The organism is Marinobacter aromaticivorans (genome assembly GCF_002806975.1).
GTDB classification, from domain to species: domain Bacteria; phylum Pseudomonadota; class Gammaproteobacteria; order Pseudomonadales; family Oleiphilaceae; genus Marinobacter; species Marinobacter aromaticivorans.
On sequence record NZ_NIHD01000006.1, the window covers coordinates 1 to 24817 of the forward strand.

A 24817-nucleotide genomic window follows, 5' to 3' on the forward strand; every position below is an offset into this window, starting at 1 on the left:
CGGCGATAACTTTGCCAGCACTGCGACTTTACGTTCATCGGAATAACGAGGCACTATCAACACCTGAACCGCCCAACTGGTTAAAAATTAAGTAGTGCCAACTATCCTGCCAGAGGGGGTCACAACTCTTCTATTAATAGATATACTGTTCCGAAGGCGTGCCCTCTGAACCTGTGGAATCCTGCCAGCTTGGGCGTGGAGAACCGGGTCCGCGTTTTGCACGCAAATAGTTGTAACTGGACAATAAACTCCTCTGAACGGAAGCTCTAAGAATGGCTGGAATCCTGTCGATCTATCACTCACTGCCGCCGTTATTTCAAGACGTAGTGTTAAGTGTGTACGGACTTCAACTCCGCCATTTGAGATACGGAAGATCCTTCCGGGAGGAGCTTGAATGGTTAGAAGATGGCAAACCTGATCCTATGGCCGACCAAATGAGAAGATTGGGAGCTTTAATTAGTGCAGCGCTACAAACCTCACACTACAGAAAATTGCTTAACGACAAGTCTATACCTGTGTCGGAAATCAACCTAAATAACTTGTCAAGCGTGTTCCCGGTACTAGAAAAAGGCACGATAAAAAATAGACCGTCTGCCTTTCATAATCATAGCCTCAGTAAAACTAATACCGTTACTTTAAACACTAGTGGTACCTCGGGTACCCCGCTGAATGTACTCGCCACTAAGCAATCGGTAAGGCAAAACTACGCTTTTTTCAATTTATTCTTGCATTCAATTGGAGTTGATGAGTTCAATCGCAGCGCGACTTTTGCGGGCCGACTCATCGTGCCGGAGTCGACCAAAAAGCCACCCTATTGGCGTAAGAACTACGCAATGAATACACTTTTGTGCTCTTCTTACCATCTCAATGCAGGTACAATACCAATCTATATAAAAGCTCTCGAACGCTGGCAGCCTGTCTATATAGATAGCTATCCTTCAGCGATTTATGAAATCGCCTCATTTATCAATACCAATAAGACAAAACATGGCATCCAGCTGAAAGCGGTGGTTACCTCCTCTGAAACCTTAGGAGAGCATCAGAGAGAGGCTATCGAAGAAGCATTTCAGTGTCCCGTTTATGATCAGTATGGTTGTGCGGAAATGGCCGTAATGGCTTATCAACAGAAAGACGGGCGATATTTTATACCTCCACTATATTCGATTGCGGAGGTTTTGGATGATAATGACAAGCCTGTAAAACCCGGTGAATCTGGCCACCTCGTTTGCACTGGCCTGCTGAACCAGGCAATGCCACTTATACAGTACCGGATAGGCGATATAGTAAAGACTTCAAAAGAACAAATCGAAGGTTATCCCTTTATTACGTTCCTCGACTCTATAGAGGGCAGGAATGATGATGTAATTATCTCTAATTCCGGTTTTCGTGTAGGACGGCTAGACCCTGTTTTCAAAGGAGTAAAAGGGGTTTCCGAAACTCAAATTGTTCAAAAGTCCTTAACCTTGCTTGTGGTCAATATCGTCGTTTCAGATGAATACACGAAAGATACAGAAGATCAGATACGACGAGCCCTTCAGGCACGCCTCGGCGCAGCAATGGAGATCAAATTTGAATATTTTGAGCACATTCCAAAAGAAAAAAATGGAAAATTTAAGGCAGTAAGGTCAGAGCTAGGGCGCCATTTTCCATAAAGCTGCCGTATGTCTGAGCGCCGTTTTCAGCCAATAGACCGTAAATTAAGTTTACGAAATTGAGCGTAAAGACATCTGCGCATTACGTAATTGGACGTTCCTAGCCAGGTACAAAACTTATTTAAAGAAGTATCGAGTATGACCGAACTGTTTTCAGTTTACAGGAAATTGCCGCCAAAACTCCAAGATCTGGCGTTAAGCACATACGGTCTGCTATTGCGCCGGCTTCGATATGGAAAAGTCTTCCATCAAACCCTCGCAAGCCTGGAAGCTGGAAAGCTCAATCCTTTGCTGGATCAAAGTGAACGCTTGTCCGAGATGGTAGCGGTCGCACTGCAGCAGACGGAGCACTATGGAAAGTTGCGTGGCAGTCAGTCCTTAACCGAATCAGAAATAGGTGTGAGCAATTTTACGGGCTTTTTTCCCGTGCTAGAAAAATCTACGGTAAAAAGAAGCCTGTCCGCTTTTCATAGTAAAGGTTTCGGTAAAAACAGTACAACAACCTTAAGCACAAGTGGGACAACTGGTAACCCTCTGAATGTGCTCGCAAGCAAACAGGCCATACGTCAGAATTACGCGTTTTTCAATTTATTTTTGCGGTCAATCGGAGTTGATGAGTTCCAGCGCAGCGCAACCTTTGCGGGCCGGCTCATTGTGCCGGCGGGGAACAAGGCTCCGCCATATTGGCGCAAGAACTACGCGATGAATACACTGCTCTGTTCTTCTTACCATTTGAGCACGGAAACCATACCTTTTTACATCAAAGCGCTTGAGGAGTGGCAGCCTGTTTTTATAGATAGCTATCCTTCAGCGATTTATGAAATCGCCTCATTCATCAATGCAAAAAACATAGAGCATGGCATCCGGTTAAAAGCGGTAGTTACCTCCTCGGAAACCTTGGGAGACCATCAACGAACGGCGATCGAAAAGGCTTTCAAGTGCCCGGTGTTTGATCAGTATGGTTGTGCAGAAATGGCCGTGATGGCGTATCAGCAAAAAGACGGGCGATACTTCATACCGCCTCAGTATTCCATCGTGGAGGTTCTCGATGATAACGACAGGCCGGTTAAACCCGGTGAATCCGGCCATCTCGTCTGTACCGGATTGTTGAATAAGGCGATGCCACTTATACGGTATCGGATAGGTGATATCGTTAAAACTTCAGAAGCGCAACTGGAGGGTTATCCTTATATTTTATTTTTGGATTCGATAGAAGGACGAAACGACGACGTTGTTATCACCAGTAATGGCTCTCGAGTGGGTAGGCTTGGGCCGGTCTTTAAGGGCGTTCAAGGTATTTGCGAAGCTCAAATTGTTCAAAAAACGCGGACCTTGCTACAGGTTAATTTAGTGATTTCAAGTGACTATTCTGAAACGACAGAAAACCAGTTACGAAAGGCGCTTGAGGAACATGTGGGAGCATCGATGCAAATCAGTTTTAAATATCCCGATAAAATAATTCGGGAAAAGAATGGTAAATTCAAATTCGTAAAATCTGAACTATGAGCAGATCTATGCAGGACGCACAATTGCCGTACGTTTCAATTGTTATCCCCGTATTCAATGAAGAGCGCTATTTGCCTTCGTGCCTTATGTCGCTAATGGCGTTGAGGTATCCTAAGGATCGTTATGAAATCTTATTGGTTGATAATGGCTCTACGGACCGAACCCTTGAAATAGCTCGAACGTTCAACGAGGTTTCGATCCATGTGAATGAAGATGTGAAAGTAGGTGCGGTGCGGAATTATGGAGTACAGCAAGCAAAAGGCAGTGTCATCGTTTTTCTGGACTCTGACTGCGTTGTGAATCCCGAGTGGTTGACGGATGGTATTCGTAAGCTGACTGAAAACTCTGGCAGCGTAATAGGGGGCCAATATTTGTTGCGTGACGATCCCTCGTGGCTGGAAAAATATTGGATATTGGTATCTCCAAACCAGTCGGTAAGGGAAACCTCACTGTTGGGAGGCTGCATCTTCATTCCAAAAGAGGTTTTCCTAAATATTGGAGGGTTCGATGAGTCCTTGAACGCTGGCGAAGACAGCGACCTGACGGCACGGTTAAAAAGAGAGCACGTTAGTGTTGTAATTGACCCGTCTCTCAGCGTTATTCATCTTGGTAACCCCTCGCGTGTACCCTCTTTTATTGCAAGGCAGTTGTGGCATTCATCTGACTACATTAATGGATTACCACATACATTACGGGATAAGACCTTCCTGTTAACCCTGGCATTCATGGCGGGGGTGCTGTGCTTACTGGGGTCGATAATGTTTATGCCTGCAGCCAAACCAATGCTGGTAGTTTCTGCTATTCTCGTATTCGCTTGCCCCGCTGTTTTAAGTGCCAAGCGGATCATGAGGACGGGAGCCAGATATAAAAAACTTTTCGACTACGTCTCGATATACCTTGTTGACTGTTTATATTTGATTGGCCGGTCGTTGGGTGTCTTGTCTGGTATAAAAAATCTCCTCAGCTTTCGTCCAGGCGTGAAAGTTGGTCGCAGATGATAATAGAAATAATCAGTTTTTAACAGGTTATGAAGGACACGTGGGACTGATGGACCAGATTACGAAGCAAGAATTGAGAATCTCCGCAGTAGGCGACATCTCCATGGGCGACCACCCTGTTTGTGCAGGGCATGGTATGCGTGCGGCGTTCGAGCGCAAAAAGGATGATATTCTCAAGCAGGTTAAACCCTATCTGGAAACAGGCGATATTACCCTCGGTAACCTTGAAACCGTGGTATCCGACGCCGGCTTGAACCCGCGCTGGCTCCCGTCGTATGAGATGCGCGGTGATCCGGCCTCCCTGAAATACCTGAAAAATTCAGGAATTGACCTTCTGGGTGTTGCGAATAATCATGCTATGCAGCATGGCCTTGTTGCATTTCAGGATAGCCTGGTTCATTTGCAACGTTATGGATTTGGTGTCATCGGAGTCGACCAGAAACCAGGTCAGACAAAGCCCTACGTTTTCCAAAAGAGCGGTGTGGCGCACACTTTTTTTGCATTGTCTATGAGACCTGAGAAATGGCATGACGGTACCGTTCCATACAGCCTTCGTGATAACCACGAAAAAGTTCTGGCAGAAGTTACGGAACTGAAGAAGAATTGTGAGGGGTTCCTCGTGTGCTCGATCCACTGGGGGCTTGAGTTGCTTGATTATCCTGGTCCCGATGAAATCAGGCTGGGAAGGGCATTGATCGATGCGGGCGTGGATGTGGTGGTGGGTCATCATTCTCACCTTTTGTGGCCGATCGAACGGTATAAAAATGGCTTGATCTTTTATAGCCTCGGAAATTTTGTTTTTGACCTGTGGGCCAGGGATACAAAGCTGAGCGTGATTGCCGACATCTGCTTAAGAGAAGGCGAAGCCCCGGATTATTCGCTCATTCCTGTCGTAATAGGTGAAGACTTTACGGTAGCACCTGCAGATGCCACCGCAAGTCGTGAAATTCTCGCCCGGTTATCCGAAAATAGTCAGCCGGTAAATATGACGGCTGAAGAGTACGAACAGAATCACCAGGCTGCGGTAAAAATTGCGAAGCCGATTAAATATAAATATTTTTTACGGAATTTTTACAGGTATTCACCAGGCTTCTTTTTCCAGTCGTTGTTCAGGACGCTGCTGCGGCGTCTTTCAGGTGATTAGACTTTCGTTCCTGTAAGCCGAGCCTATTTCTGAATCAAGAATTATCACGGGTCATGGATTGATATGAGACACACGCCGGCAACAGTTCATCTTTTATGGACGGGTGGTTGGGATTCAACCTACAGGCTTCTATACCTTTTGAGGGAAGGCAAACAGGTTCAGCCACATTACATCATTGATCCACACAGGCCATCCTCGCGCCATGAGCTTCGGGCGATGGAGGCGATAAGCGAGTGCATTAACAAGGAAACCGAGAAGTTATCCGGAACCTTGCTACCCACGGAGATTTCAGAAAAAGCGGCGTCTGTGCGAAGCAATGAGATCGAGGAAGCCTACAATGCCATCATTAAAAAAATGTATATAGGCGACCAATACATGTGGTTAGCAGATTATTGCGAGACACGGGGCATTGAAGGAATGGAGCTAGGGGTAGAGAACATACCAGGGAACAATGTTACGAAAGCAGTTAATTTAGTTGAGTATCCCTATAGCAAAATATTCGGAAAGTTTCGCTTCCCTATACTCTCCACCAATAAGCTGGAAATGAAAGAGTGGTCCGAAGCTACCGGAACCTTGTCTATCATGGAATTGACCTGGTTCTGCCATAAGCCGACGGCAGGCGCGGAGCCATGTGGCAGATGCGGACCCTGCGAGGCGGCTATAAAGGAGGGCATGGGGTACAGGTTTCCTTTGACGTCACGGATTAGATATCAACTCAGAATTGTTCCAAGGCTTCGATCTTTCGCCAAGAAATTTCCAGGCTTTTATTACCTCTTGTACAGCCTGAAACACAGCAAATAACTCGCGATTTCAATACAATCCTGGCGTGTTTCAAAGGAGTGAGCGGTCAATGATCCGTCGTATTCGAGATGTGGCGAAAAACTATCTCTATAGGTGCCTACGTTACTGTGCACATCTCCTCCGGTTCTGGCTGGCGTTTATTTATAGCAAAAGACTAAAAAAAGTGAGCTTCGTGGGCATCACCGGTAGTGCCGGCAAAACCACGACCAAGGATATTTCCGCAAGCGTTCTTCGTACTTTGGGTGAGTGTTACAGCACTCCGAGCTCTGCGAATTATTCTGATGCCATTGCCAAGCTTTTGCTCAAGGTCAGCCCTCGCAACCGGTTCTGCGTTCTTGAGGTGTCGGGCGGTAATCCTGGCGAGCTGGACAGGCCACTCAGGTTGTTTACCCCAAACATAGCCGTACTGACGTTGGTTGCTCGCGATCATTTCAAAGCATTCAAGAGTTTAGAGGCTATTGCCGAAGAAAAAGGAAAGCTTGTCTCTGCTTTGCCTGCTGATGGAGTTGCGGTATTGAATATTGATGATCCGCTCGTCCGGGCCATCGGTGAAAGCTGTAATCGGAAGGTTATCTGGGTAGGGGAAGGCGACGGTGCGACCATAAGGCTCCGTTCAGCGAGATCTACATGGCCGGAGCCTCTTGTTCTTGAGATCGAATATGAAGGAGAACCCTACGAGGTAAGAACAGATTTTCACGGCAAGCATCTCGCTTTGTCGATACTTTCTGCTTTGGGCGTAGGGCTCGCTGCAGGCATACCGCTTACGACTGCCATATCTGCGGTCTCTGATGTGAGGCCTGCACAGGGGAGGATGCAGATCGTTTCGAATGATAATGGCGTAACTTTCTTGCGAGATGACTGGAAGGCACCCCATTGGTCGCTTTCAGCACCCCTTGAATTCATGAGCGAAGCCAAAGCGCAACGAAAAATTATTATTATCGGAACACTTTCCGACTATTCATTATCTGCATCCAAGCTGTATCCCAAGGTTGCCAGGCAGGCACTGAAAGTTGGTGATGTTGTTATCTTCGTCGGTCCCCACGCGCCGAGGGCGGCGAAAGCCAAGCGGGATACCAGCATTGATAACCTCCATACCTTTAGCGAAATTCGCGAGGCCTCGGCATTTTTGAACGCACTGCTCAAGGCGGGAGACCTTGTCCTGCTGAAAGGCTCCAATAAAGCGGATCACCTTGTAAGGCTCCTGTACAATACGCAAAAGCCAGTCAGTTGCTGGGCCACCCGGTGTGGAATCCAGAATTTTTGTGGAGACTGTCCCAGATTATACAGGCCGGTCTCGTTAAACACCGATGGAGCCCAGCCGCTGGAAGGTAAACTCTTTCGTGCAGGTACCGTACCTTTAATCGGAAGCGATTCAGGGCGAAAGGTGATCGTAGGCTTGGGTAATCCTGGCGCGAGCTTTGAAAACACGCCGCATAACGCCGGCTATCGGGTACTGGATCGGATGGCGGAGAGAGCGAAAGGCCGATGGGTCAGCTCGCCTGAAGGAATGGTGTGCGAGATTGAGGTCGGGGAAAACGCCGTGAGCCTGTTCAAACCCGGCACAAAAATCAATAACAGTGGCCCGCCAACGCGGCAGTATCTTGAGCGTATGGGATCTGGAATAAACAACTGCCTGATTGTTCATGATGAAATGGATTTAACGCTCGGCCAGGTTAAACTGAAACACGGCGGTGGCAACGCCGGACATAAAGGCCTACAGTCCCTGATTGCTTCGCTTGGTTCCCATGAGATTAAACGGTTAAGAATAGGAGTGAGGGGCCCGGGCAACGAGAAAACCGCGAAAAACTCAGTACTTCAGCCTTTTTCCCGATCTGATGAGAGTGCTCTGGAGTCCGGCGTAGATCTGGCAGTAGATACCTTGCTTCAATTTAAATGGAATTAATATGGCTTTTTTCTCCGTAGTGATACCCTCTTACAACCGGTCTGGCATGACAGTTGACGCCGTGAATTCAGTCCTTGGTCAGACTTTTCGGGATTATGAGATTATTGTCGTTGATGATGGCTCGACAGATGACACCGAAGAGGTGTTGACTGAGTTTGGTGACCTGATTACATACCACAAGCAAGTCAATTCCGGCGTAGCTGCTGCGCGAAATAAAGGAATTGCACTCTCAACTGGTCGGTATATCTGTTATCTGGATAGCGATGACATCTGGCACCCTGAGAAGCTTGCCATTTATAAAGCTGCGATAGACACTCATCCCGACTTGGCTTTCCTGTTCTCTGACTTTCACAAGCACGACATTAGGCTTCCGGAACCCTACACCCTGTCAAACTCCGATATGTTTCCCTATATTTACGATTTGGCGAAGAACCTGGAGGGAAAACTCTTTACCATCGAAGGGGAGGATCTGTTAAGGCTTCTGTTTAAGGGCTATCCGCTTTACCCCTCGACCTTCGCTATACGTCGCGACGTACACGATCACTTTCGGTGGGACCCAGGTATACTAAAATCTGAGGATTTTAATTTTGTCCTGAAAGTTTCAAGAAAATACGGTTTTTCCTATCTTAGTCAGAGCTTGACGACGGTACGTGTCCATGATTCAAACAAATCCGCTGATTTTCTCACAAAAAACCATGTGAATTTGTTTAGTATGAAGTTATACAGAGATCTGTATGTGAAAAAGGATCTCCGCTCCCTGTGTAACTTTTATATTTCTCAAAAACAGTTTGGAATGGGTAAAAGTTACTTGAGGAATGGGCTTATGAAACAGGGGCTTTCAAATCTGGTTCAGTCATTACTTTATAAAGAAAACCTGAAACGGTTGACCAAGCGCATTTTCAAAAAGCCTTCGGAGGAAGGACGTGGTTCGTAAACCAGGTGTATTGGCTGTAGGGAATTTTGATTCCAATACCGGTTATGCATGGAAGTTGATGGAGCGACTTTGGTGTGATCTGTCGGTTTTTTACGGGGCAAAAGACTACCAGACCTATGTTGTGTTTCCATCTGTTTCTGAAGTTCCGGGATGCTTGACTGAGCATAATTGCATAGTCGAACAGGAGGATTTTACGTCCCGATCATTACGCTCGATCATTCGCCAGGCAAGCTACATCAAAAAAAATTCTATTAAAGCCGTCTACCTGACCGATCAGGAAACAAAATCGTTTCGGTTTTTTATCTTCAGATTGTGTGGTGTCCGTGAAATTATCGTCCATGACCACACGCCTGGTGTGCGGACGCGCCCGGGTTATATCAAGAAGCTGCTTAAAGTCATTGCTAACAGGTTGCCCTTGTTTTCTTGCACTGCCTGCTTTGCGGTGAGCCCCTACGTGAAGCAACGCTTAATCGAGATTAATGGTGTGCCGCCTTCCAAGGTGTATTGCGTCACCAACGGAATCGAGATTTCGAACCTGAAGTCGAGTGCCCGGGAAGAGGGCGAAATTGTCAGAATCGTGACGGTTGCCAGGGCCTCTTATTATAAAGGTATTGATTTTGCGCTTCGGGTTATCCGGTCGCTGGTTTATGAGCACGGGTGTCGCAATATTCGGTATGAATTGTTTGGAGATGGGCCGGATCTTGAGGTTTTTAAAAATCTGGCAGCGGAACTTGAAGTTGAGCCTTTCATAGAGTTTCATGGTGCGGTGAACAACGTAGCCGAAAGGTTGGAGACATGCGATATTGCGTTCCACCCCTCTAAGGGGGAGGCGATGTCGCTGGCGATATTGGAATATATGCGGGCTGGACTTCCGGTGGTTGCGTCGGATAACCCATCGGTAAGTTCTACCCTGGAGCATGGCCAGGATTCGGTCATTTATCAGGAAGGTGACGTGGAAAGTTCTGCTAAGGCACTGCTCGGGCTGATTAAGTCTTCTGAGTACCGAAACAGGCTCGGTAAATGCGGTCAGGGAAGAGTGAAAAAGGAGTTCTCAACCGATGCAATGTTGCTTCGGTTTCGTCAAGCTATATCGAGTGTGGCTGATTAGATTCAACAAGCCGCCAAAGCCGAGTTGCCCCCATCCAAGGATTCTTGATGATCAGGAAATTTATCAAACGCCTTGTAAAGCCACTGTTTCAGTTTTTTGGCTTGGAGGTCACTAGCGCCGAATCCAAGCCAAAACCTCCCCCAATATACGATGACCTGGAAAAGGTTCTGACACTCAACAGAGTTGGAATTCGGGCATCATATGAGTGTCCGATTGATCAGTGCGTTATTCTGAGCGGATTTTCTTTTGCGGAAACCGGCTGGCACCCGTTTGTGGAAGCTTACCGTGACATAAACGCTCGCTCAGGTAAACCTCGATATCCAGGTTCTTTTCTCGAAAAGTACTACAGCACCTGGACACCTGAGAACTCCGCGGATGCTGTGGCAGGGTTCGCAAACGCGCCTGCAGCGCTGAAATCAATTGCGCCTTTTACACTCCACGCCCCTTGGATGGATGCGCGCCCCCTTGACCGCCAAGCGCTTATGGAGAGAATCATCGTTGATGAAAATACAGCTGCCGGGTGCCCGGAACTTGATGCTAGAGAGGGGTACGGGCTGCATGGACCTGTCTCTGAAAAAAAGGGTGAGATTGAGTTCCAGCGCCTTGTAAAGATATATGAAAGCATTAAAGCCTTTGGCTACGACAGGACCCAAGGTGAGGGGGATGTTACGGTTATTGGAATTGAATACAATGAAGAGTTTCGTTTTTGTGTGATGCATGGCCAACATCGCGCGGCTGCAGTGGCTGCCTTAGGGTTGAAAACAGTGCCAGTGAGTATCACGAAGGTGGTCCACTACACTGAAATTAGTCATTGGCCTCAGGTCTACCGTGGTTATTGGTCCCAGATTCAGGCTCAAAAGTTTATTGAACATTTGTTCACATTTGATTCAAGGATATGGGCTAGAGAAAAAGGCTTAATCCTATGAAAGCCGGGGCTCGCTCTCATTTATGTGCCAAATGCTTCAGCTTTCGCCAAACACGCTTCGAGGATCTGGTGATTGGCTCTATACGAAAGGTATGCTTGACACGCGAATATACGGGAAACGGATAATTGCGGTCCTTGGCATATTGCACTATCTCCTTAAGGAGAGGATCGTGACTTCCGAGCAATGTTGTAAAATAATCAATCCTTTTGCCCTTATAAGCATCAAGATCAAAACAAGAAGAATAATGTTCGAGATGGCCGCCAATTTCCAGCGTGGCGAGCGTTCTTAGACATTTCCAGCAGGTCGAGCAGTTTGTAAACCCACTAGCATTGTTAACATTAACGCAGATATCGAGCATCCTATGCGATTCAGGAGCTTCAACCACACGTAATGTTTTCTCAACTCGGGAGTACTCACTGCCAACAGAAAATGCATCAAGTGTATCAGTGGAAAGAAGTGGCAAAGTGATAGCATCGCTGTAACCCAGGCTATAAGTCGGTCCAATAAAAATTTCTGAATAGCCGTAGGCAGAAGCATACATGTAACGACCTATTCCTTCCTGTAACAAGAGGGCAACTGACACATTACGTAACGTGTGTGTTTGTTTATAGCCTAGTTGTTTGCTATAAAATGAATCCACATTCGAATTTATCATCAAAAATGGGAGCCCTAGCAAATTTGCCGCCGGTACAAGACGCTTATAACGTTCTTTAAATAAGCGTTCGCCACCACTTCCGTGGGAGCCAACATTGTTGAAAAGAAGATGTGTGATTCTAAATTGGTCTGTAATATCTGAGTGATGGTGGTCCGCAAGAATACAAAAAGAATCGATGCCGCCTGAAAATCCAGTTGCAACGCCTGGCGGTCTGTTGCGTTGGTCAGGGCACACCTCCTCCGGATAAATATTTACGCGCTGAAGTGACGGGATAATTCGTTGTAGCACGTTTTGTATTGGGCCTGAAAGGTTGTATATTAGTCTTTCGGAAACCACGCCGCTAATATAAATGTCTTCGCCGCTTGCCATGGCTGGCATAAGCAATGCGATCAAGGGCGCGTCAGATTTATTTGACAGGAGGTCAGCGCATGCCTCATGTAAACTGTACCAAAGGGTCTCATTTCCACTACTGGATTCCACTAAAACTCGATATTTTATTTGGTTTCCTTCTTGATATATGTCCGGCTTACCTATTCTCATGATTGCTATTCACCTAATAGATATTCTATATATAGATCACTGAGGTTTGCGATATGGGTTCTAGGCTTTATTGGTTGCGGTCTGTAGCAATTGAGCGCCTATTTAAAGTAAAACTTTATTTTAATTTACATTATAAAGATCAAAATATTTTAGGATTTATTATTAGCTTATAATCTTTAAGAGTGACTGGTTCTCTGACTCAAGGATTAATTCTTCATATATTTTAATCAAGTGTTTGTTCGTTATTTTTATGTTGTAATTTTCCGATATGAAAGCTCTAGCATTATATGAAAATTTGGCATAGACGGTAGAGTTTATAAGATCATATACGTAATTAATGCCTGACTCAGGATTCGAGCTAGATAGGTTAAATCCGGTAACGCCATGGACAATAGTATCAGCTGTCCCACCAAATCCGAGGCTTATTACCGGTAACCCACAAGCCTGAGCTTCAGCAGATACAATTCCTTGGGTTTCCATTCGCCCGGACGAATCTTTATAGGAGGTCATTAAAAAAATATGATGTTGTGGTAAAATTCTACAGATCTCTTCCTGGGTTAAGCTCCCCAGAAAATGAACATACCTATCTACATGAAGATTTTGGGCTAAGGTTTTTAGGTTGTCAATTTCCGGCCCGCTGCCAATAATTGTATAAGACGCATTGACACCTTTGGACCGCAATAAGTTTAAAAGCTCTATTCCAAATTTCTGATTTTTTAACTTTATTAGACGGCCAATAGTGATAAACTTAACATTACCTTTGCCGATATCTGGTCTTGAGGGCAATGGTTTGAATTTGTTTAGATCAACGCCGAGTGGAAGCTTAATTATTTTAAAATTTGGGCAGCCTAGGTCCACTAATTGCTGCTTCAGATAGTTACCATTAACTAAAAATAAGTCGCCATGCTTAAAAAGTCTGGAATAGAACTTTCTGACCTGAGTTAATTGGGAAGGTTCCGTATGCGCGTCATAACCGTGGAAACTTGTCACAATAGGGCATCTTACAACACCATTTAATTTTGCGTTAACAGCCTTGATGCCATTAGGTCCAAATTGTGCATGTATTAAATCTGGCTTATCAAGACTCAATAACGAGCTATAAGAAAAGAAGTTTCTGAAGTTAAGAGCATGAACTCCGAACCGGAACGGATTCAAAGATTTTGCAAGTGAGATAACTGCAGATTCTTGCTTGGCCAAAACAAAGGCTTGGACAATTCTTTTAAAAATACTGTCGGGTGCATGTTGTCGGACGTAAGTTGCCGAAAGCATTTTACTTATTTTTTCGTCATTCTCCAGTAATGGTCTATCGTTGTTATTTATATAATCGGCGTGAATGCTTACTCTAAAACCATTATCGATTGCATTCGAAATTTGACTTATTATAAATGTTTCTGAAATCGTAGGAAAACCATTGCATAAAAAACAAACTAGCTTAGAGTTTGATCTGCTTTCTGATGATTTCAAGTCGTTGTTCATGCGTTAAATTTTTTTTGAGATTTTATTTCAGTTCTAACGTTAAATGGGCACACTTCTAAAAGAGGCTTTACCAAGCCTTTGTGCTCCGGATTTTCAGCTGCAGTGACTAAGGCAATAAGATCCTGTAATGTGAACTTTTCATTGACAGTGTTTGCCTCAACTTTGTTTTGATACCTAAATGCTGAAAAATAATCCTGAAACTTAGTCCCATCACCCATCAGCGGTTCGCCGAATTCGATCCATGCGGAAGGAATGCCGTAAGCATGTGAAACAATCAATCCGTGCAGCGAACTAGAAACTGTCATTTCACATTCATTAATATTGTCAACCACTTTTTCAAGCGGTTGAGTAACGTCGATTATTACCGCACCGTCAATTATTCCGAACAGTTCTTTTGCTAACCGAAAGTTGATAAAATGGGGGATAATACCCATAGCGTATTTTTTCTTCTCGGTTTTACTCGGCGAATAAAACAAAGGCAGAAGTATTGCTGGATCACCATAAACCTCTGGACAATCGAAGCCCAGCTCATGAAACCTTTTTCTTGTGTGAGGTCCCCGGACAGCCAAAGTTTTCTTTGGTTTCTCAAAATTATCCTTTGCACTTATGATACCTGATCCCCACACAATAGCAGTATTCTGACTCTTCAGGTGGCGAAGGATACTGCCTGCTCCAAATACTGTGGTTGTAAATAAGCCTCTTCCTGGAGGGCAATATAATGGTTCATTGCCAGTCATTTTTTTATATAGGTATGGAGTAACCCAATCCCCAAAGTTTTTTGGCTCGTAGTGACTCCAATAGACATTGCGATTATTGGTCATTCCGGAACGTTGTTTGATGCGGGTGGCGAGCCTGACAACCTTGTCATAATAAAGAGGTATCAAAACAGTATTCCTTATAGATTTAATAAAGGATAACAAAATCACAGGTGGCCAGCTCTATCATCTAAATTACTTTTCATCATTGATCGAAATTTCTCATTGTTTTTTATGAGATTATTATAGGTTTCCACAGCGTTAATTCTTCCTTTTTCCATCAAAATTATTTTGTCAGACATCTGGATAGAGGCTGGTCTGTGTGAAATTATCAGTATAATTAAGTTTTCTTTTAGAGAGTTCAAAGTGCTCATAAGTTTGTATTCAGATTCCATATCCAGGGCGCTGGTGGGTTCATCTAATACAAGCAGATCTGTTTGCTTGTACAGCGCCCTGGCGATGCCAATCCGTTGCCGTTGGCCGCCACTCAGTAGTTTCCCATCCTGTCCTAAGTTAGAGTAGATACCATTTGGTAGATTGTCTACAAACTCATCAGCGTTAGCTAATGTAAGAGCCTGCCTTACGCGATCCATGTCAATGTCAGCTTCTGGCACACCGAAAGCTACATTGTTTACGACGTTGTCATCTAGTATGAATATGGTTTGCGCTACATAACCGACTTTCTTTCGGAAAGACGCTAAATCCGAGCTTGTTAGAACTTCATCATTAACAATGAGCTTTCCCGAATTGAGTTTAAGTAGCCCCAATATTAGATCCGCTAATGTGGATTTGCCCGAGCCCGAGTGTCCAACCAGTGAAAAGATTTCTCCTCTGTTCAAAGTCAGTGAGACGTTATGGACTGCAGGCGCGCTATCGGGGTTGTATAGAAAATTAGCCTCGGATAGCTGAACTCGATTAATCCGCATTGGTCTGATGATATCCTCAGCCACTAATGTATCTGTAGAAGTCACGTTCAGTCTGTTCTTAATCACTCTCGCGACAGAGCCATGGCCGCTCAGGCTTGAAAGGGATTTATAGATTTGTTGCATTGTTGGTAGAAGTTTATAGCCTGCCAGGGCGTAGATGCTCAAAATAGGGACAACCGAACGTATATCATCCTGTGTCGTAAGTAATACCAGCGCCAGAACAAGGATAGCGCCAAAAGAAATCGATTCAATTACAAATTTAGGCAGGTCACCAGATAGAGCAATGAAGGCTTGGGATTTAAGACCCCTGACGTTGATTTTATTGAACTGATTAATATATCGGTTCTCGAGAGAGTCCAGCTTCACGTCTTTGATGCCGATAAAAGACTCGGACAGAATTCCCTGAACCTTGTCGTTTCGCTCTGAGATGACTGCGCCGTGATGGGCCAGCTTTCGACGTAACATAATATAGGTAATTAAATAGGAGCCCCCAATAATTCCTCCGGCGATGACAGCCAGCAGCGGATCCAGTATCAGCAACCCGATTAAAATAAGGGCCACCACGAACAGTTGGCTTGTCAGGAGCAGGAAAGGCTGAAACAGCATATAAACGAAGCGAGGAACCTGTGCTGATACAGTCGCTATTTTTTTAGTATAGTTTTCAGTTTTATGAAATAAATAGTCTTTAAAAAGATAATTTTTGTATATTTTTTGTTGCAGGCTGCTGCCAAGCGATACTGAAAAGCGAATACTCAGCCACATAGTCATCGCAGCTATCGTGTTGGATACCAAGATTAATACGAGTGATCCGAGGGCAGCTGCAACTATAAATTGGAGGTCGGTTTCGAAACCGAATTGCTGATATACGCGCGAAAGAATTGTATTTGTGTGGATTACTTCCGGGTTAGACAGAATAGATATAAAAGGTCCGATGCTCGCTATCCCCACGACCTGAAAGAATGCGGAAAAAAGGAAAACAATTTGTAGAGCAATATATTTTTTCCGGGTGCGTGCATCCAGGACAGAAAGAATAGTTTTGATAACATTGAGTATATACATGAATAAACTTTGATAAACCTGTTTGCGACAGCCCGGTCACCCGGGCGAGCCGATGCTTATGTGTTTTGGGTTAGAAGTTGTTTTTTTGTGAGATGGCTCGGTAAAGCCCCTCGTACTTCTGCACATTCTCACGTTTACTGAACTCCTTTCTGACGTGCGTCAGCCCGTTGGCCGCAAGTTGTCTGGCTGTCTGCGGCTGTTTTATAAGTTGTGCAAGCTTATCTGCATAACCCTTTCCGCTGTGGTTATCCACTAATGCTCCGCAGTTCCCGTTGTCCAACACTTCCGGTATACCGCCTGCGTTGTGCGCGACCACCGGTACCTTTCGCAGCAGGGCTTCCAGCAGCGTCATGGGTAAGCCTTCGTGGTCAGAGGGCATTAATAAAAAGTGCATTGCTGCCCATTCGGGTTCCATGTCCCGGATAAACCCCCGGAAGTGAATGAAATCTGCTACGCCTTCGTCTTTAGCGTATTGCCTCATCACTTCAAGAAGCGGGCCATCCCCGCAGACATTACCTTCAACATCCAGGTTATGGTCGGCTATGAGGCTGGCAATAGTATCAATAAACAGGTCGATGCGCTTTACCGGAACGCAGCGGCCGACCAGGGCGATCCTGCAACGGGCATCGGATTCTTCTTGGTCATCAGGTTGCCCCGGGGCAGTGGCTAGAATTTCATCGGTATCTATGAAGTTCCGGATAACGACTGTTTTGCTTGGATACCGGGGCTCCAACAGGGCTTTTAAATGCCGGGACACAGTAACTACGGCATCATGACAAAATGCAGTCAGTGCACGATCCAGAAGGTGTGTCAGCTTTTTTCGGGGGGCACGCCAGGTTGACTGGGATTCGGGGCTACCATGTACCGTTAAAACAGAGCGTTTAACGCCGCTCAGGTATTTCGATACAGTACCCAGCACATTCTCCTTGAAGCCATGAGTATGGAGTATGTCGGTGGGGTGTTGCCGCAAGTGTTTGCAGATGGTTTTAATCTGGCCCAAAGGTGATAAAGCTCTCTCATCCGCGAGAGTAACGTCTATACCCAATTCCGTGAGCTTGTCGAAAAGGACACCCCGGTTGAACACGACCGCTGTTGGCTTGATAACACCGTTTGTCTGAAGACCAGAGATTAATTGAAATGCCTGTGCTTCGGCACCGGCCCATAAATCTCCAGACACGATATGAGTCACCACAAGCTTTTGGTGTGAGCCGCTCGCTGCCACCTTACGGTCTCCCAAGTGTTGCGAGAAAGCTCAGCGGGGTACTGCCATTGCCATCATGGAAGTTGAACCGGCGCAGGCCAAACGGGTTTGGCGGGGTTCTGTTCCAGCCGCGTTCAGTCGTGCAGGCGGCGGTGAAGTGCTGCTGTACGAGCTGTTCACCTTTGCCGGTAATGTCGCCGTTCGGGTAGCAGAAGATTCTGACCGGCTGAAGCCCAAGTTTTTCCAGATCCTCATGGCTGCCAACAATCTCGTTTTCAAGAGTTGTCTGGTTCCCAAGGTGGTTTAAACGATAATGATGCCGGGTGTGGGCCCCATAGGTGATCAGGCCACTGGCCAACATCGTATCCAGCTCTTGTTTATTGAGCAGGGGTCTGGCACTCGGGGTCGTTTGGCCCAGCGCCGGGAGTGTATTTCGGGTTTGCTCAAGGTGTGTCTCGATGGTGTGGTCGTCCAGTGCTTTCAGGCGGTTTATTACCGAGTCTGCCTGCAGGATTGTGTAAGGCGATGAAGGATCATCACTTGCCTCGAGGTAAGGGCGCAGCCATTGCAATGCCTCATGACCCAGATGGTGGAAATGGTTGATCAGTAAATCCAGCACCTGTTCGGGCCAGAACAGCCATGAGGTATTGATGCGCTGGGACACCAGAAATATGGTGGCAGGAATGCTGTGCTTTTTAAGCACTGGAAACGCGTGTTCGTAGTTGTCTTGCCAGCCATCGTCAAAGGTGACGGCTACCGCTAATCGGGGCAAGCCTTTGTTTTTACGTTGGGCATCCAGCCAGGTATCCAGTGAAACAAACTCGGCCCCGAGCCGTTTGAGCAAGCTCAAATGCATGTCCAGAGCTTCCGGGGTTGCTATCATACCGGGCTGTTCCGTGTGTCGAAGCAGGGACTGCCCGGGCAGAATGCGATGATAGGTCAGAATTATCAGTGACGGCGATTTTTTGAGCTTGATCCTGAGCAATGCGACGGCAGCGAAAAGGCTGTAGCGAGCCTGTTTTAAAATCGGTTTCACCAACTGCACGGTCACCAATCCTCCTTGATGTAAAATACGCGCGGCCAATGAACCACTGCGTTCGCCGCAAATTGTGCCACTTAAAGGCACATGCTGTCATTATATCTGGTTGTAACCTTTGCCAGATTGGAACCGATCATTTACACAATGCTGGTGTGCTATTATTACGCCTCAAATTTGCTCAGATGCAGGGATGATACGGATGTTGGAAGCGGTGTTCTGGATTGCGGTACTAGGGTCTGTGTACAGTTATTTTATCTATCCGCTGGCACTTATGGCGCTGCCAGCCAGAAGAGCACTGCCGGCACCTGCTGATAACCTTGCGGCTACGCAAGCTGCCTCACCCTCAGTTTCTCTCATCATTACCGCACACAATGAAGCCGGGCGCATCCGGCAAAAATTGGAAAATACACTGGAGTTGGTCTATCCGAACCTGGAAATAATCGTGGCGTCTGACTGCTCGTCCGATGGAACCGATGATATTGTCCGCGAGTATGAGAGCCAGGGTGTTTTGTTATCCAGAACCAATGAGCGCCTGGGTAAAGAGAATGCCCAGAAGGATGCCATCGCCATGGCAACCGGTGACATTATCGTGTTCTCGGATGTGGCCACCAGTATTCCACCGGATGCCATTCATGCGCTTGTTCGGTATTTTGATAACCCCGCGGTAGGTGCGGTTTCAAGCGAAGATGTATTTGTAAGCCGGGATGGTAGTGTTGTGGGCGAGGGGGCCTATGTGAAATATGAGATGTGGCTGCGCAAGCTGGAGTCGCTTCGGGGCGGCCTGGTCGGCCTCAGCGGATCATTTTTTGCGGTGCGGCAGGTGTTGTGTCACCGCTGGGATATTCATGCCCCCAGCGATTTCAATACCGCGCTGAATTGCGCCCTTGATGGTTACGTAGCGGTTTCAGCCCCGGATGTTCTGGGCCATTACCAGGATGTTGCAGATCCTTCTAAAGAGTATCAGCGCAAACTGCGGACCGTTATCCGTGGCTGGACCGCCCTGGCCAGGCATCCGGAAGTGCTCAACCCCGCCCGGTTCGGCTTGTTTGCCTGGCAGGTATTCAGCCATAAACTGATGCGTTGGGCCGTGCCCTGGTTTTTGCTCATACTGTTTGTGGTTTCAGTCATGCTGGCAGGCAGTGGTTGGATATACAGCCTGGCGCTGTTGCTGCAGCTTGCTTTTTACGGTGTGGTTCTGGCTGCACACTTCTCGCCCCGCTTGCGTGCGAAAAGCTATATCCGGATTCCGTATTTCTTCGTGCAGGTGAATTACGCCATTGCCCATGCCACCCTGCAGTTTCTGGGAGGGCGCCGGATGACTGTCTGGTCGCCGTCCCAGCGATAGAGGGAAATAGCTTGGGCTTTTCGAAATTGCGACCAGTGGGCAGCCGGGTGCCTTTGCCAGTGGCAAACTTCCACGGTTTTTCTGCACCCTGGGCCGGGTTTTATGATTCAGTATTTGTGAACAGCGGCACCGCTGCACTTTCCCTGGCGGTACAGTTATCAATCATCAGCAGGCGAACTCCGCAAACACCCGAAGTGATTCTGCCCGCATACGGCTGCCCGGACCTGGTTGCCGCTGTGGTGGCTCAGGGGGCACGACCGGTTTTGGTTGATCTGGCACAGGGGCGGCCCTGGATGGATCTGGAGGCTGTGGAAAACGCGGTTAACGATAATACGGTGGGTATCATTGCCGTGGGTTTTCTGGGCATACCGGAACGCTTGTTTGCCCTGAGGCAGATCGCTGATAAAAACGATCTGGCGTTGATTGAGGATTCCGCCCAGGTGTTTCCGCCTTTTTCGTGCGGGAACGGCCTGGCAGACTATTTGATATTGAGTTTTGGCCGGGGCAAGCCCATAAATCTGATGGGTGGCGGTGCGCTTTTGATCCGCAAGGATCATTCTGAGCAACTTGCCCGGAATAGTGTAAACGTTCTGGGTGCTCTTGCTGAGACCCGGGTATCAGCGGGCTTAGTCTGGCGGCTGCGGCGCTGGTTATTCAACCTTCTGCTAACAAGGCCTTTGTACGGTATAATGGAGCACATGCCGTTTTTGGGTATTGGGCAGACCTTATTTCATCCGCTCTCCTCGATTGCGCGCCAGGCGCCTGTTGAGGGGTTGTTGGAAGCGGGAATTGAAGATTTTAACAGCCGGAAGGGAAACGGCGCTGCCTGGTCAGAAGCGCTGTTGGGGCTCACTGGTAAAGGTTGGAGCCGGTTAGCACCGGAATGTTTCGATGAGGCAGGAGGTGAGGGCCCGGTTGTCTCTTCACCTGCATTACTGCGTTATCCACTGCTCGCACCTTCCAGACAGATTCGGGACAAAGCGCTTCTTGAGCTTAATCGTGCCGGTATCGGGGCCAGCGTTTTCTACGGCCAGGCGCTCCCGGCGATAAACGGGGTTAGGGAACTTGTGGCTGTTAGCGCGACGGCATTCCCTTGTGCCTGTGACTTTGCGGAGCGTCTTATTACCCTCCCTGCCCACGAGGACGTTCGTACCGCAGACATTAACTCTGTCGCTGGCATTCTGTTAGCGCAGCACTAAAGGCCAACCCCTTCACCTGACAAGTTGAATGGATGCCATGGCCTGCTGAACTTTTTCCTTGGCCGGGCCGCAGCTTCTGAGATTGCATTTCATCTGAACGACAACGAGTGCAAATTGCTTCTCCCGTGCCAGCAGCGCTGGTACCTGGAGTAATTTTGCTTCTTTGTAATTCCAGCTGCGCTGGGAACCGATCTGAAACCATTGGCCGATTATTATTTGCTCGCGGGTCATTATATTTCGATAGTGGAGTAAGCCTTGCTGGAGCGTTTCCTGTAACTGCCATAGTGACGTGTCGAACATCGGGGGCAGGTAGGGCACGAGTTTGTCCTCGGAATTGTTTTTCTGGCTTTGTGCCAGCAGCATCCACAGATTTCCTGCACGCCACGCCTGTTGGCTCAGCGTCTCTGGCAGATCCAGTGCTATTGGCATGTCCCCGGTTTTTGCAGGTTTCGCCCCGGATAGCTCCAGTGCCCAGGGCGAGACTGGCAGGCCTGGCCTTTGCATTATCGTGAGAGCGATTGGGCCGAGTGCAATTGCGATGATGATTGCAATGACACCGGTTTTATTGAATACAGAAGCCTCCGGGCTATGGTTTGCGGCCGACTTTCGTTTGCGAACCGGCGAGAAGAGCAGCGCAGGTATAATAAACATGGCGAAAACGATCCAGCCCATGGTTTCGTGGTCTGAGATCATGTCACTCTGCATGTCGGTTTCATAGGCAACCACAACCAGAATGGTTATACGAACCCAGTTTGCGATAAGCCCTATAGTGCCGGCTACCAGCAAGGTTACCAGCCAGCCGCGCCAGCGGTAATCGTTGAGGATGGATGTCATCATCGCCAACATAATGGCTATTGCAAAATAGCGGTAGCCGGAACAGCCATCGGCAATGATAAGGCGACCATAAGGCAGGGTAATGCTGTTGCCTTCAATCAAGGCGGTCATACCGAACCAGCCCACCCAGTTTCCGACAACAAAACTTGCGAGATCCACAAGAGCCGGAATACTCACCGCCCAGAAGGGTAACGAAAGGGATAAAAGCAGGGCGTAGGGTAGGAACGTGAGTGTTCGGGCAAGCCCCAGCAGCGTCCAGGAGGTGGTGATGAGCCCTGCGGCCAGCATGAAGTAGGCAAGGGTGTCTATGCGAACCAGTTCCACCAGGGCCCAGAGCAGTGTTGTGGCGATTAACAGTACCGCGCCGGCAAGGCGATAGGGCTTGAGTTGTGTGCGACTCTCGTCGTGAACGGGCGGGTGAATCAGCAACAGGCCAAAAAAAATAACAGCCGTCGCAAGCCCGTGCGCTACAGCCTGGTCGAATTCAAGCCATGCTCCGGCAAGCCTGATCCAGGTGGGGTAGAAAACCAGCACCGCGATCACACTGACAACCAGATAGGGTCTGGATTGCGGCAGGTTGTCTGATATCTTCCTTAACATTGCGAGTCCACCGTACCGACTATAAAAAAAGACAGGATACTGTGTATGTTATCTACATAAAACTCAAATTCGAAGAAAAAGCCAGGCCTGCTTTCCTGGTGTCAGAATATTTTACGCACCTCGAGGTCAGTCTGTTTTTTGAGTGCTTTTTTAATCCAGAAATAGCCATTAAGCCGCCTGTTTTTATTGTTTTTTGCTCAGGTGGACCATTTAAATACTCCCCTGAAAAAGACATGGCGCCTCACGCGATGCATTTGCGCTGCCCTCGTGTCGAAACTATTTACACTGATCTCTCCATATTAATCAATTTTTAATTTAAAAATCAATTAAGTAACTGAAAAATAACAATTTATAATACGTGGTATGGAATGTGCTCATCTCTCACTACCGTTGGTTGAGTGTTTCGAATTCCAACTACCAGCGCCCATTACCAAGGAGTGATAATGATGAACAGTACTCTCAAAAGAACGCTTCTATCCTCTCTTGTGCTGCCCTTTGCGATCGGCGCACAGTCCGTTAGCGCGGATTTGATTACCGAGTGGGGTTATCAGGTTGACAGCACATTCGCCAACTGGACTGCCGGCGGCGGCTCCCTTGGTGATATTACACCGTCTGATGGAGACCGCACCCTGTCATGGGGGGACTCTCCACAGTCGTCTATTTCGATCAGTGACGTATTTGCTGAAAATGGTCTCATCACCGGCGGGGATTTCGTTGAGGGTGGAACGTTCACGCATGTTAACAAGGTGATCAGTGCCAGTTACAAGACACTGTCAAGTTTCGACCTGACTTCCGTGCTGACGCTTACCCCGTATACGCCCTCCGGTGACCCACTGCCTGCGTCAACCACTACTTTCGCGAGTTTCTTCAAAGAAACGCTGAATAATGGAAACTGTGTCGACGCATCAACCTCTAACTGCGACGACATATTCACCATTGGCGACGTCACCGGCTCCACATTAAATGAATTTGGTAACTTCCAGTTCAATTCGTCATTTGACTTAGACGGCTATACCTACACAGTGTTCCTTGAGCTGGATGGTTTGGCTACCTTGGACGATGACGCCTGTGCAGCAGCCGGCGCTCCAAATGGATGTGTGGGCCTTTTGACAGAAGAGGGTAAGACTAACTCCTTCGATACCCGATTCAGGATTACCGCGACCGAGATGGTACCTGAGCCAGGCACCCTGGCGCTGCTGGGCATGGGTCTCGCGGGTCTTGGTCTGTCACGCAGGAAAAAAGCAGCAAAGGCATAATGTTTGAACAGCTGTAACGTTTAAACGCTAGTGCTATAAAAAAAGCCCCCGCCAAAAAAAGAAGCGGGGGCTTTTGTTAGTGGGTGAAAATAGCCGGAAGTCACGCCACCTGCATTTCGTTTAATTTATAGTCGCTGTTCGGTTTCGCCGGCAAGTATCGCCCGGAGTCGGTAATAAGCGACCAGACATCCGGACGACGTTTCCGTATTCCTTCAATCAGTGACGCTGCTTCGGTGAAGGCCGGGCGGCGACGACCGTGATATTCCATCACGGGCCCTACATGATCAAATTCCACTCCATATCGTTTTAACAGGCGCAACTGCGCGGGCTCCATGACTGCCATCCAGTGGGTTATGCCATGTATGACAGACATCTGGAGGATACCTGCAAAAAGCCCGAGGCTGATATAAGGCATGGCCCGCCGGCCACTTTCTGAATCGGTGTAGTAGGCGGGCTCACTAATGCCGGAGACCGCTTTGTACTCATTGAGGCGCCGTCGAAATTCCCGGCTGACCGCCATCCGGGATATTTCGGCTACCTTGTCGCGGCGTGCGCTCGCAAACGCGCGTTGTGCCTGCTGATCCATCCGGTGTATGCAGGGGCCTTCCATGGGAAACATGGCCTGTTCCGGGTTATCACCCGCCATAACGAGACGAACGGTGGCGACGCTGTCTCCTGTTATCCGGTGCCGTATCAGAGCGTGCGCGGATCGCGGGTCGTATGTATCGTGCTCACGTTTATCGGCAAAGCAATTGGGGTCCTCGAACGGTCGGTCGATGCAGTAAACCTGGTAGCGAACTTTGAATACTTCGTTAATTGCTTCTGGAGATGTTGCCAACTGGACGTTGAATACCGTGTTGAAAATGCTACTAACGTCTTCGTGCGTTTGTAGGACTGCTTGCATTTTTTGGTCCTCAGTCTTTCCCTTTCAGGGAGCTGTTATCTATTGTGCCGGGGGTA

Annotated in this window: 20 protein-coding genes; 12 read left to right on the forward strand and 8 right to left on the reverse strand. The window is 47.6% G+C overall.

Features of this window, described 5'->3' with window-relative positions; all coding sequences use genetic code 11:
- The first annotated feature begins 272 nt into the window (after positions 1-272).
- The 9 genes from CDH48_RS10040 (at position 273) to CDH48_RS10080 (ending at position 10972) form a co-directional block, all read left to right on the forward strand.
- Positions 273-1652: a phenylacetate--CoA ligase family protein gene (locus CDH48_RS10040; RefSeq protein ID WP_100688611.1), complete on the forward strand. Its 1380-nt coding sequence runs from the start codon at positions 273-275 to the stop codon at positions 1650-1652.
- 138 nt (positions 1653-1790) lie between these two features.
- Positions 1791-3158, forward strand: coding sequence for an AMP-binding protein (locus tag CDH48_RS10045; protein WP_100688612.1), 1368 nt, complete (start codon positions 1791-1793; stop codon positions 3156-3158).
- 8 nt (positions 3159-3166) lie between these two features.
- The gene (locus CDH48_RS10050) at positions 3167-4156 is read left to right on the forward strand and encodes a glycosyltransferase (RefSeq protein ID WP_157807817.1); all 990 of its coding nucleotides are present in this window, start codon (positions 3167-3169) and stop codon (positions 4154-4156) included.
- Between the two features lie 49 nt (positions 4157-4205).
- Complete coding sequence (locus CDH48_RS10055) at positions 4206-5300, forward strand: CapA family protein (protein ID WP_100688614.1); 1095 nt, start codon at positions 4206-4208, stop codon at positions 5298-5300.
- A 63-nt stretch (positions 5301-5363) separates the two neighbouring features.
- The gene (locus CDH48_RS10060) at positions 5364-6101 is read left to right on the forward strand and encodes a 7-cyano-7-deazaguanine synthase (protein WP_100688615.1); all 738 of its coding nucleotides are present in this window, start codon (positions 5364-5366) and stop codon (positions 6099-6101) included.
- Positions 6102-6150: 49 nt separating this feature from the next.
- Positions 6151-8004, forward strand: a complete 1854-nt coding sequence (gene pth, locus CDH48_RS10065) for an aminoacyl-tRNA hydrolase (RefSeq protein WP_100688616.1) — start codon at positions 6151-6153, stop codon at positions 8002-8004.
- A 1-nt stretch (position 8005) separates the two neighbouring features.
- A complete protein-coding gene (locus CDH48_RS10070) occupies positions 8006-8938 on the forward strand; it encodes a glycosyltransferase family 2 protein (RefSeq protein WP_100688617.1) in 933 nt (310 codons plus the stop codon).
- Entirely contained in the window at positions 8928-10046 is a 1119-nt protein-coding gene (locus CDH48_RS10075; protein WP_100688618.1) for a glycosyltransferase family 4 protein, read from the forward strand. The genes CDH48_RS10070 and CDH48_RS10075 overlap by 11 nt, the downstream gene beginning before the upstream one ends.
- 47 nt (positions 10047-10093) lie before the next feature.
- The gene (locus CDH48_RS10080; RefSeq protein WP_100688619.1) at positions 10094-10972 is read left to right on the forward strand and encodes a ParB N-terminal domain-containing protein; all 879 of its coding nucleotides are present in this window, start codon (positions 10094-10096) and stop codon (positions 10970-10972) included.
- A gap of 16 nt (positions 10973-10988) precedes the next feature.
- On the opposite strand, the gene CDH48_RS19095 is transcribed toward CDH48_RS10080, so the two are convergent.
- The 6 genes from CDH48_RS19095 to CDH48_RS10115 form a co-directional block, all read right to left on the reverse strand.
- Positions 10989-12167, reverse strand: coding sequence for a hypothetical protein (locus CDH48_RS19095; RefSeq protein ID WP_157807818.1), 1179 nt, complete (start codon positions 12165-12167; stop codon positions 10989-10991).
- A 162-nt stretch (positions 12168-12329) separates the two neighbouring features.
- The gene (locus tag CDH48_RS10095) at positions 12330-13631 is read right to left on the reverse strand and encodes a glycosyltransferase (protein ID WP_188437734.1); all 1302 of its coding nucleotides are present in this window, start codon (positions 13629-13631) and stop codon (positions 12330-12332) included.
- Between the two features lie 8 nt (positions 13632-13639).
- Positions 13640-14527, reverse strand: coding sequence for a polysaccharide pyruvyl transferase family protein (locus CDH48_RS10100; RefSeq protein WP_100688623.1), 888 nt, complete (start codon positions 14525-14527; stop codon positions 13640-13642).
- A 38-nt stretch (positions 14528-14565) separates the two neighbouring features.
- Positions 14566-16383: an ABC transporter ATP-binding protein gene (locus CDH48_RS10105; protein ID WP_100688624.1), complete on the reverse strand. Its 1818-nt coding sequence runs from the start codon at positions 16381-16383 to the stop codon at positions 14566-14568.
- A gap of 70 nt (positions 16384-16453) precedes the next feature.
- Positions 16454-17560, reverse strand: a complete 1107-nt coding sequence (locus tag CDH48_RS10110) for a glycosyltransferase family 4 protein (protein ID WP_188437736.1) — start codon at positions 17558-17560, stop codon at positions 16454-16456.
- 46 nt (positions 17561-17606) lie between these two features.
- The gene (locus CDH48_RS10115) at positions 17607-18629 is read right to left on the reverse strand and encodes a polysaccharide deacetylase family protein (RefSeq protein ID WP_100688818.1); all 1023 of its coding nucleotides are present in this window, start codon (positions 18627-18629) and stop codon (positions 17607-17609) included.
- Positions 18630-18822: 193 nt separating this feature from the next.
- Between CDH48_RS10115 and CDH48_RS10120 the strand changes: the two genes are divergently transcribed.
- Together CDH48_RS10120 and CDH48_RS10125 are read left to right on the forward strand one after the other, a co-directional pair.
- Positions 18823-19968, forward strand: coding sequence for a glycosyltransferase family 2 protein (locus CDH48_RS10120; RefSeq protein WP_100688626.1), 1146 nt, complete (start codon positions 18823-18825; stop codon positions 19966-19968).
- Positions 19969-20027: 59 nt separating this feature from the next.
- Positions 20028-21167, forward strand: coding sequence for a DegT/DnrJ/EryC1/StrS family aminotransferase (locus tag CDH48_RS10125; RefSeq protein ID WP_188437738.1), 1140 nt, complete (start codon positions 20028-20030; stop codon positions 21165-21167).
- A 12-nt stretch (positions 21168-21179) separates the two neighbouring features.
- On the opposite strand, the gene CDH48_RS10130 is transcribed toward CDH48_RS10125, so the two are convergent.
- The gene (locus CDH48_RS10130; protein WP_100688628.1) at positions 21180-22601 is read right to left on the reverse strand and encodes an exosortase/archaeosortase family protein; all 1422 of its coding nucleotides are present in this window, start codon (positions 22599-22601) and stop codon (positions 21180-21182) included.
- 446 nt (positions 22602-23047) lie between these two features.
- Between CDH48_RS10130 and CDH48_RS10140 the strand changes: the two genes are divergently transcribed.
- Positions 23048-23857 (forward strand): THxN family PEP-CTERM protein, encoded by an 810-nt coding sequence (locus CDH48_RS10140; RefSeq protein WP_100688819.1) that lies wholly within the window; start codon positions 23048-23050, stop codon positions 23855-23857.
- Positions 23858-23957: 100 nt separating this feature from the next.
- On the opposite strand, the gene CDH48_RS10145 is transcribed toward CDH48_RS10140, so the two are convergent.
- A complete protein-coding gene (locus tag CDH48_RS10145) occupies positions 23958-24761 on the reverse strand; it encodes a PEP-CTERM/exosortase system-associated acyltransferase (protein ID WP_100688630.1) in 804 nt (267 codons plus the stop codon).
- Positions 24762-24817: the final 56 nt, after the last annotated feature.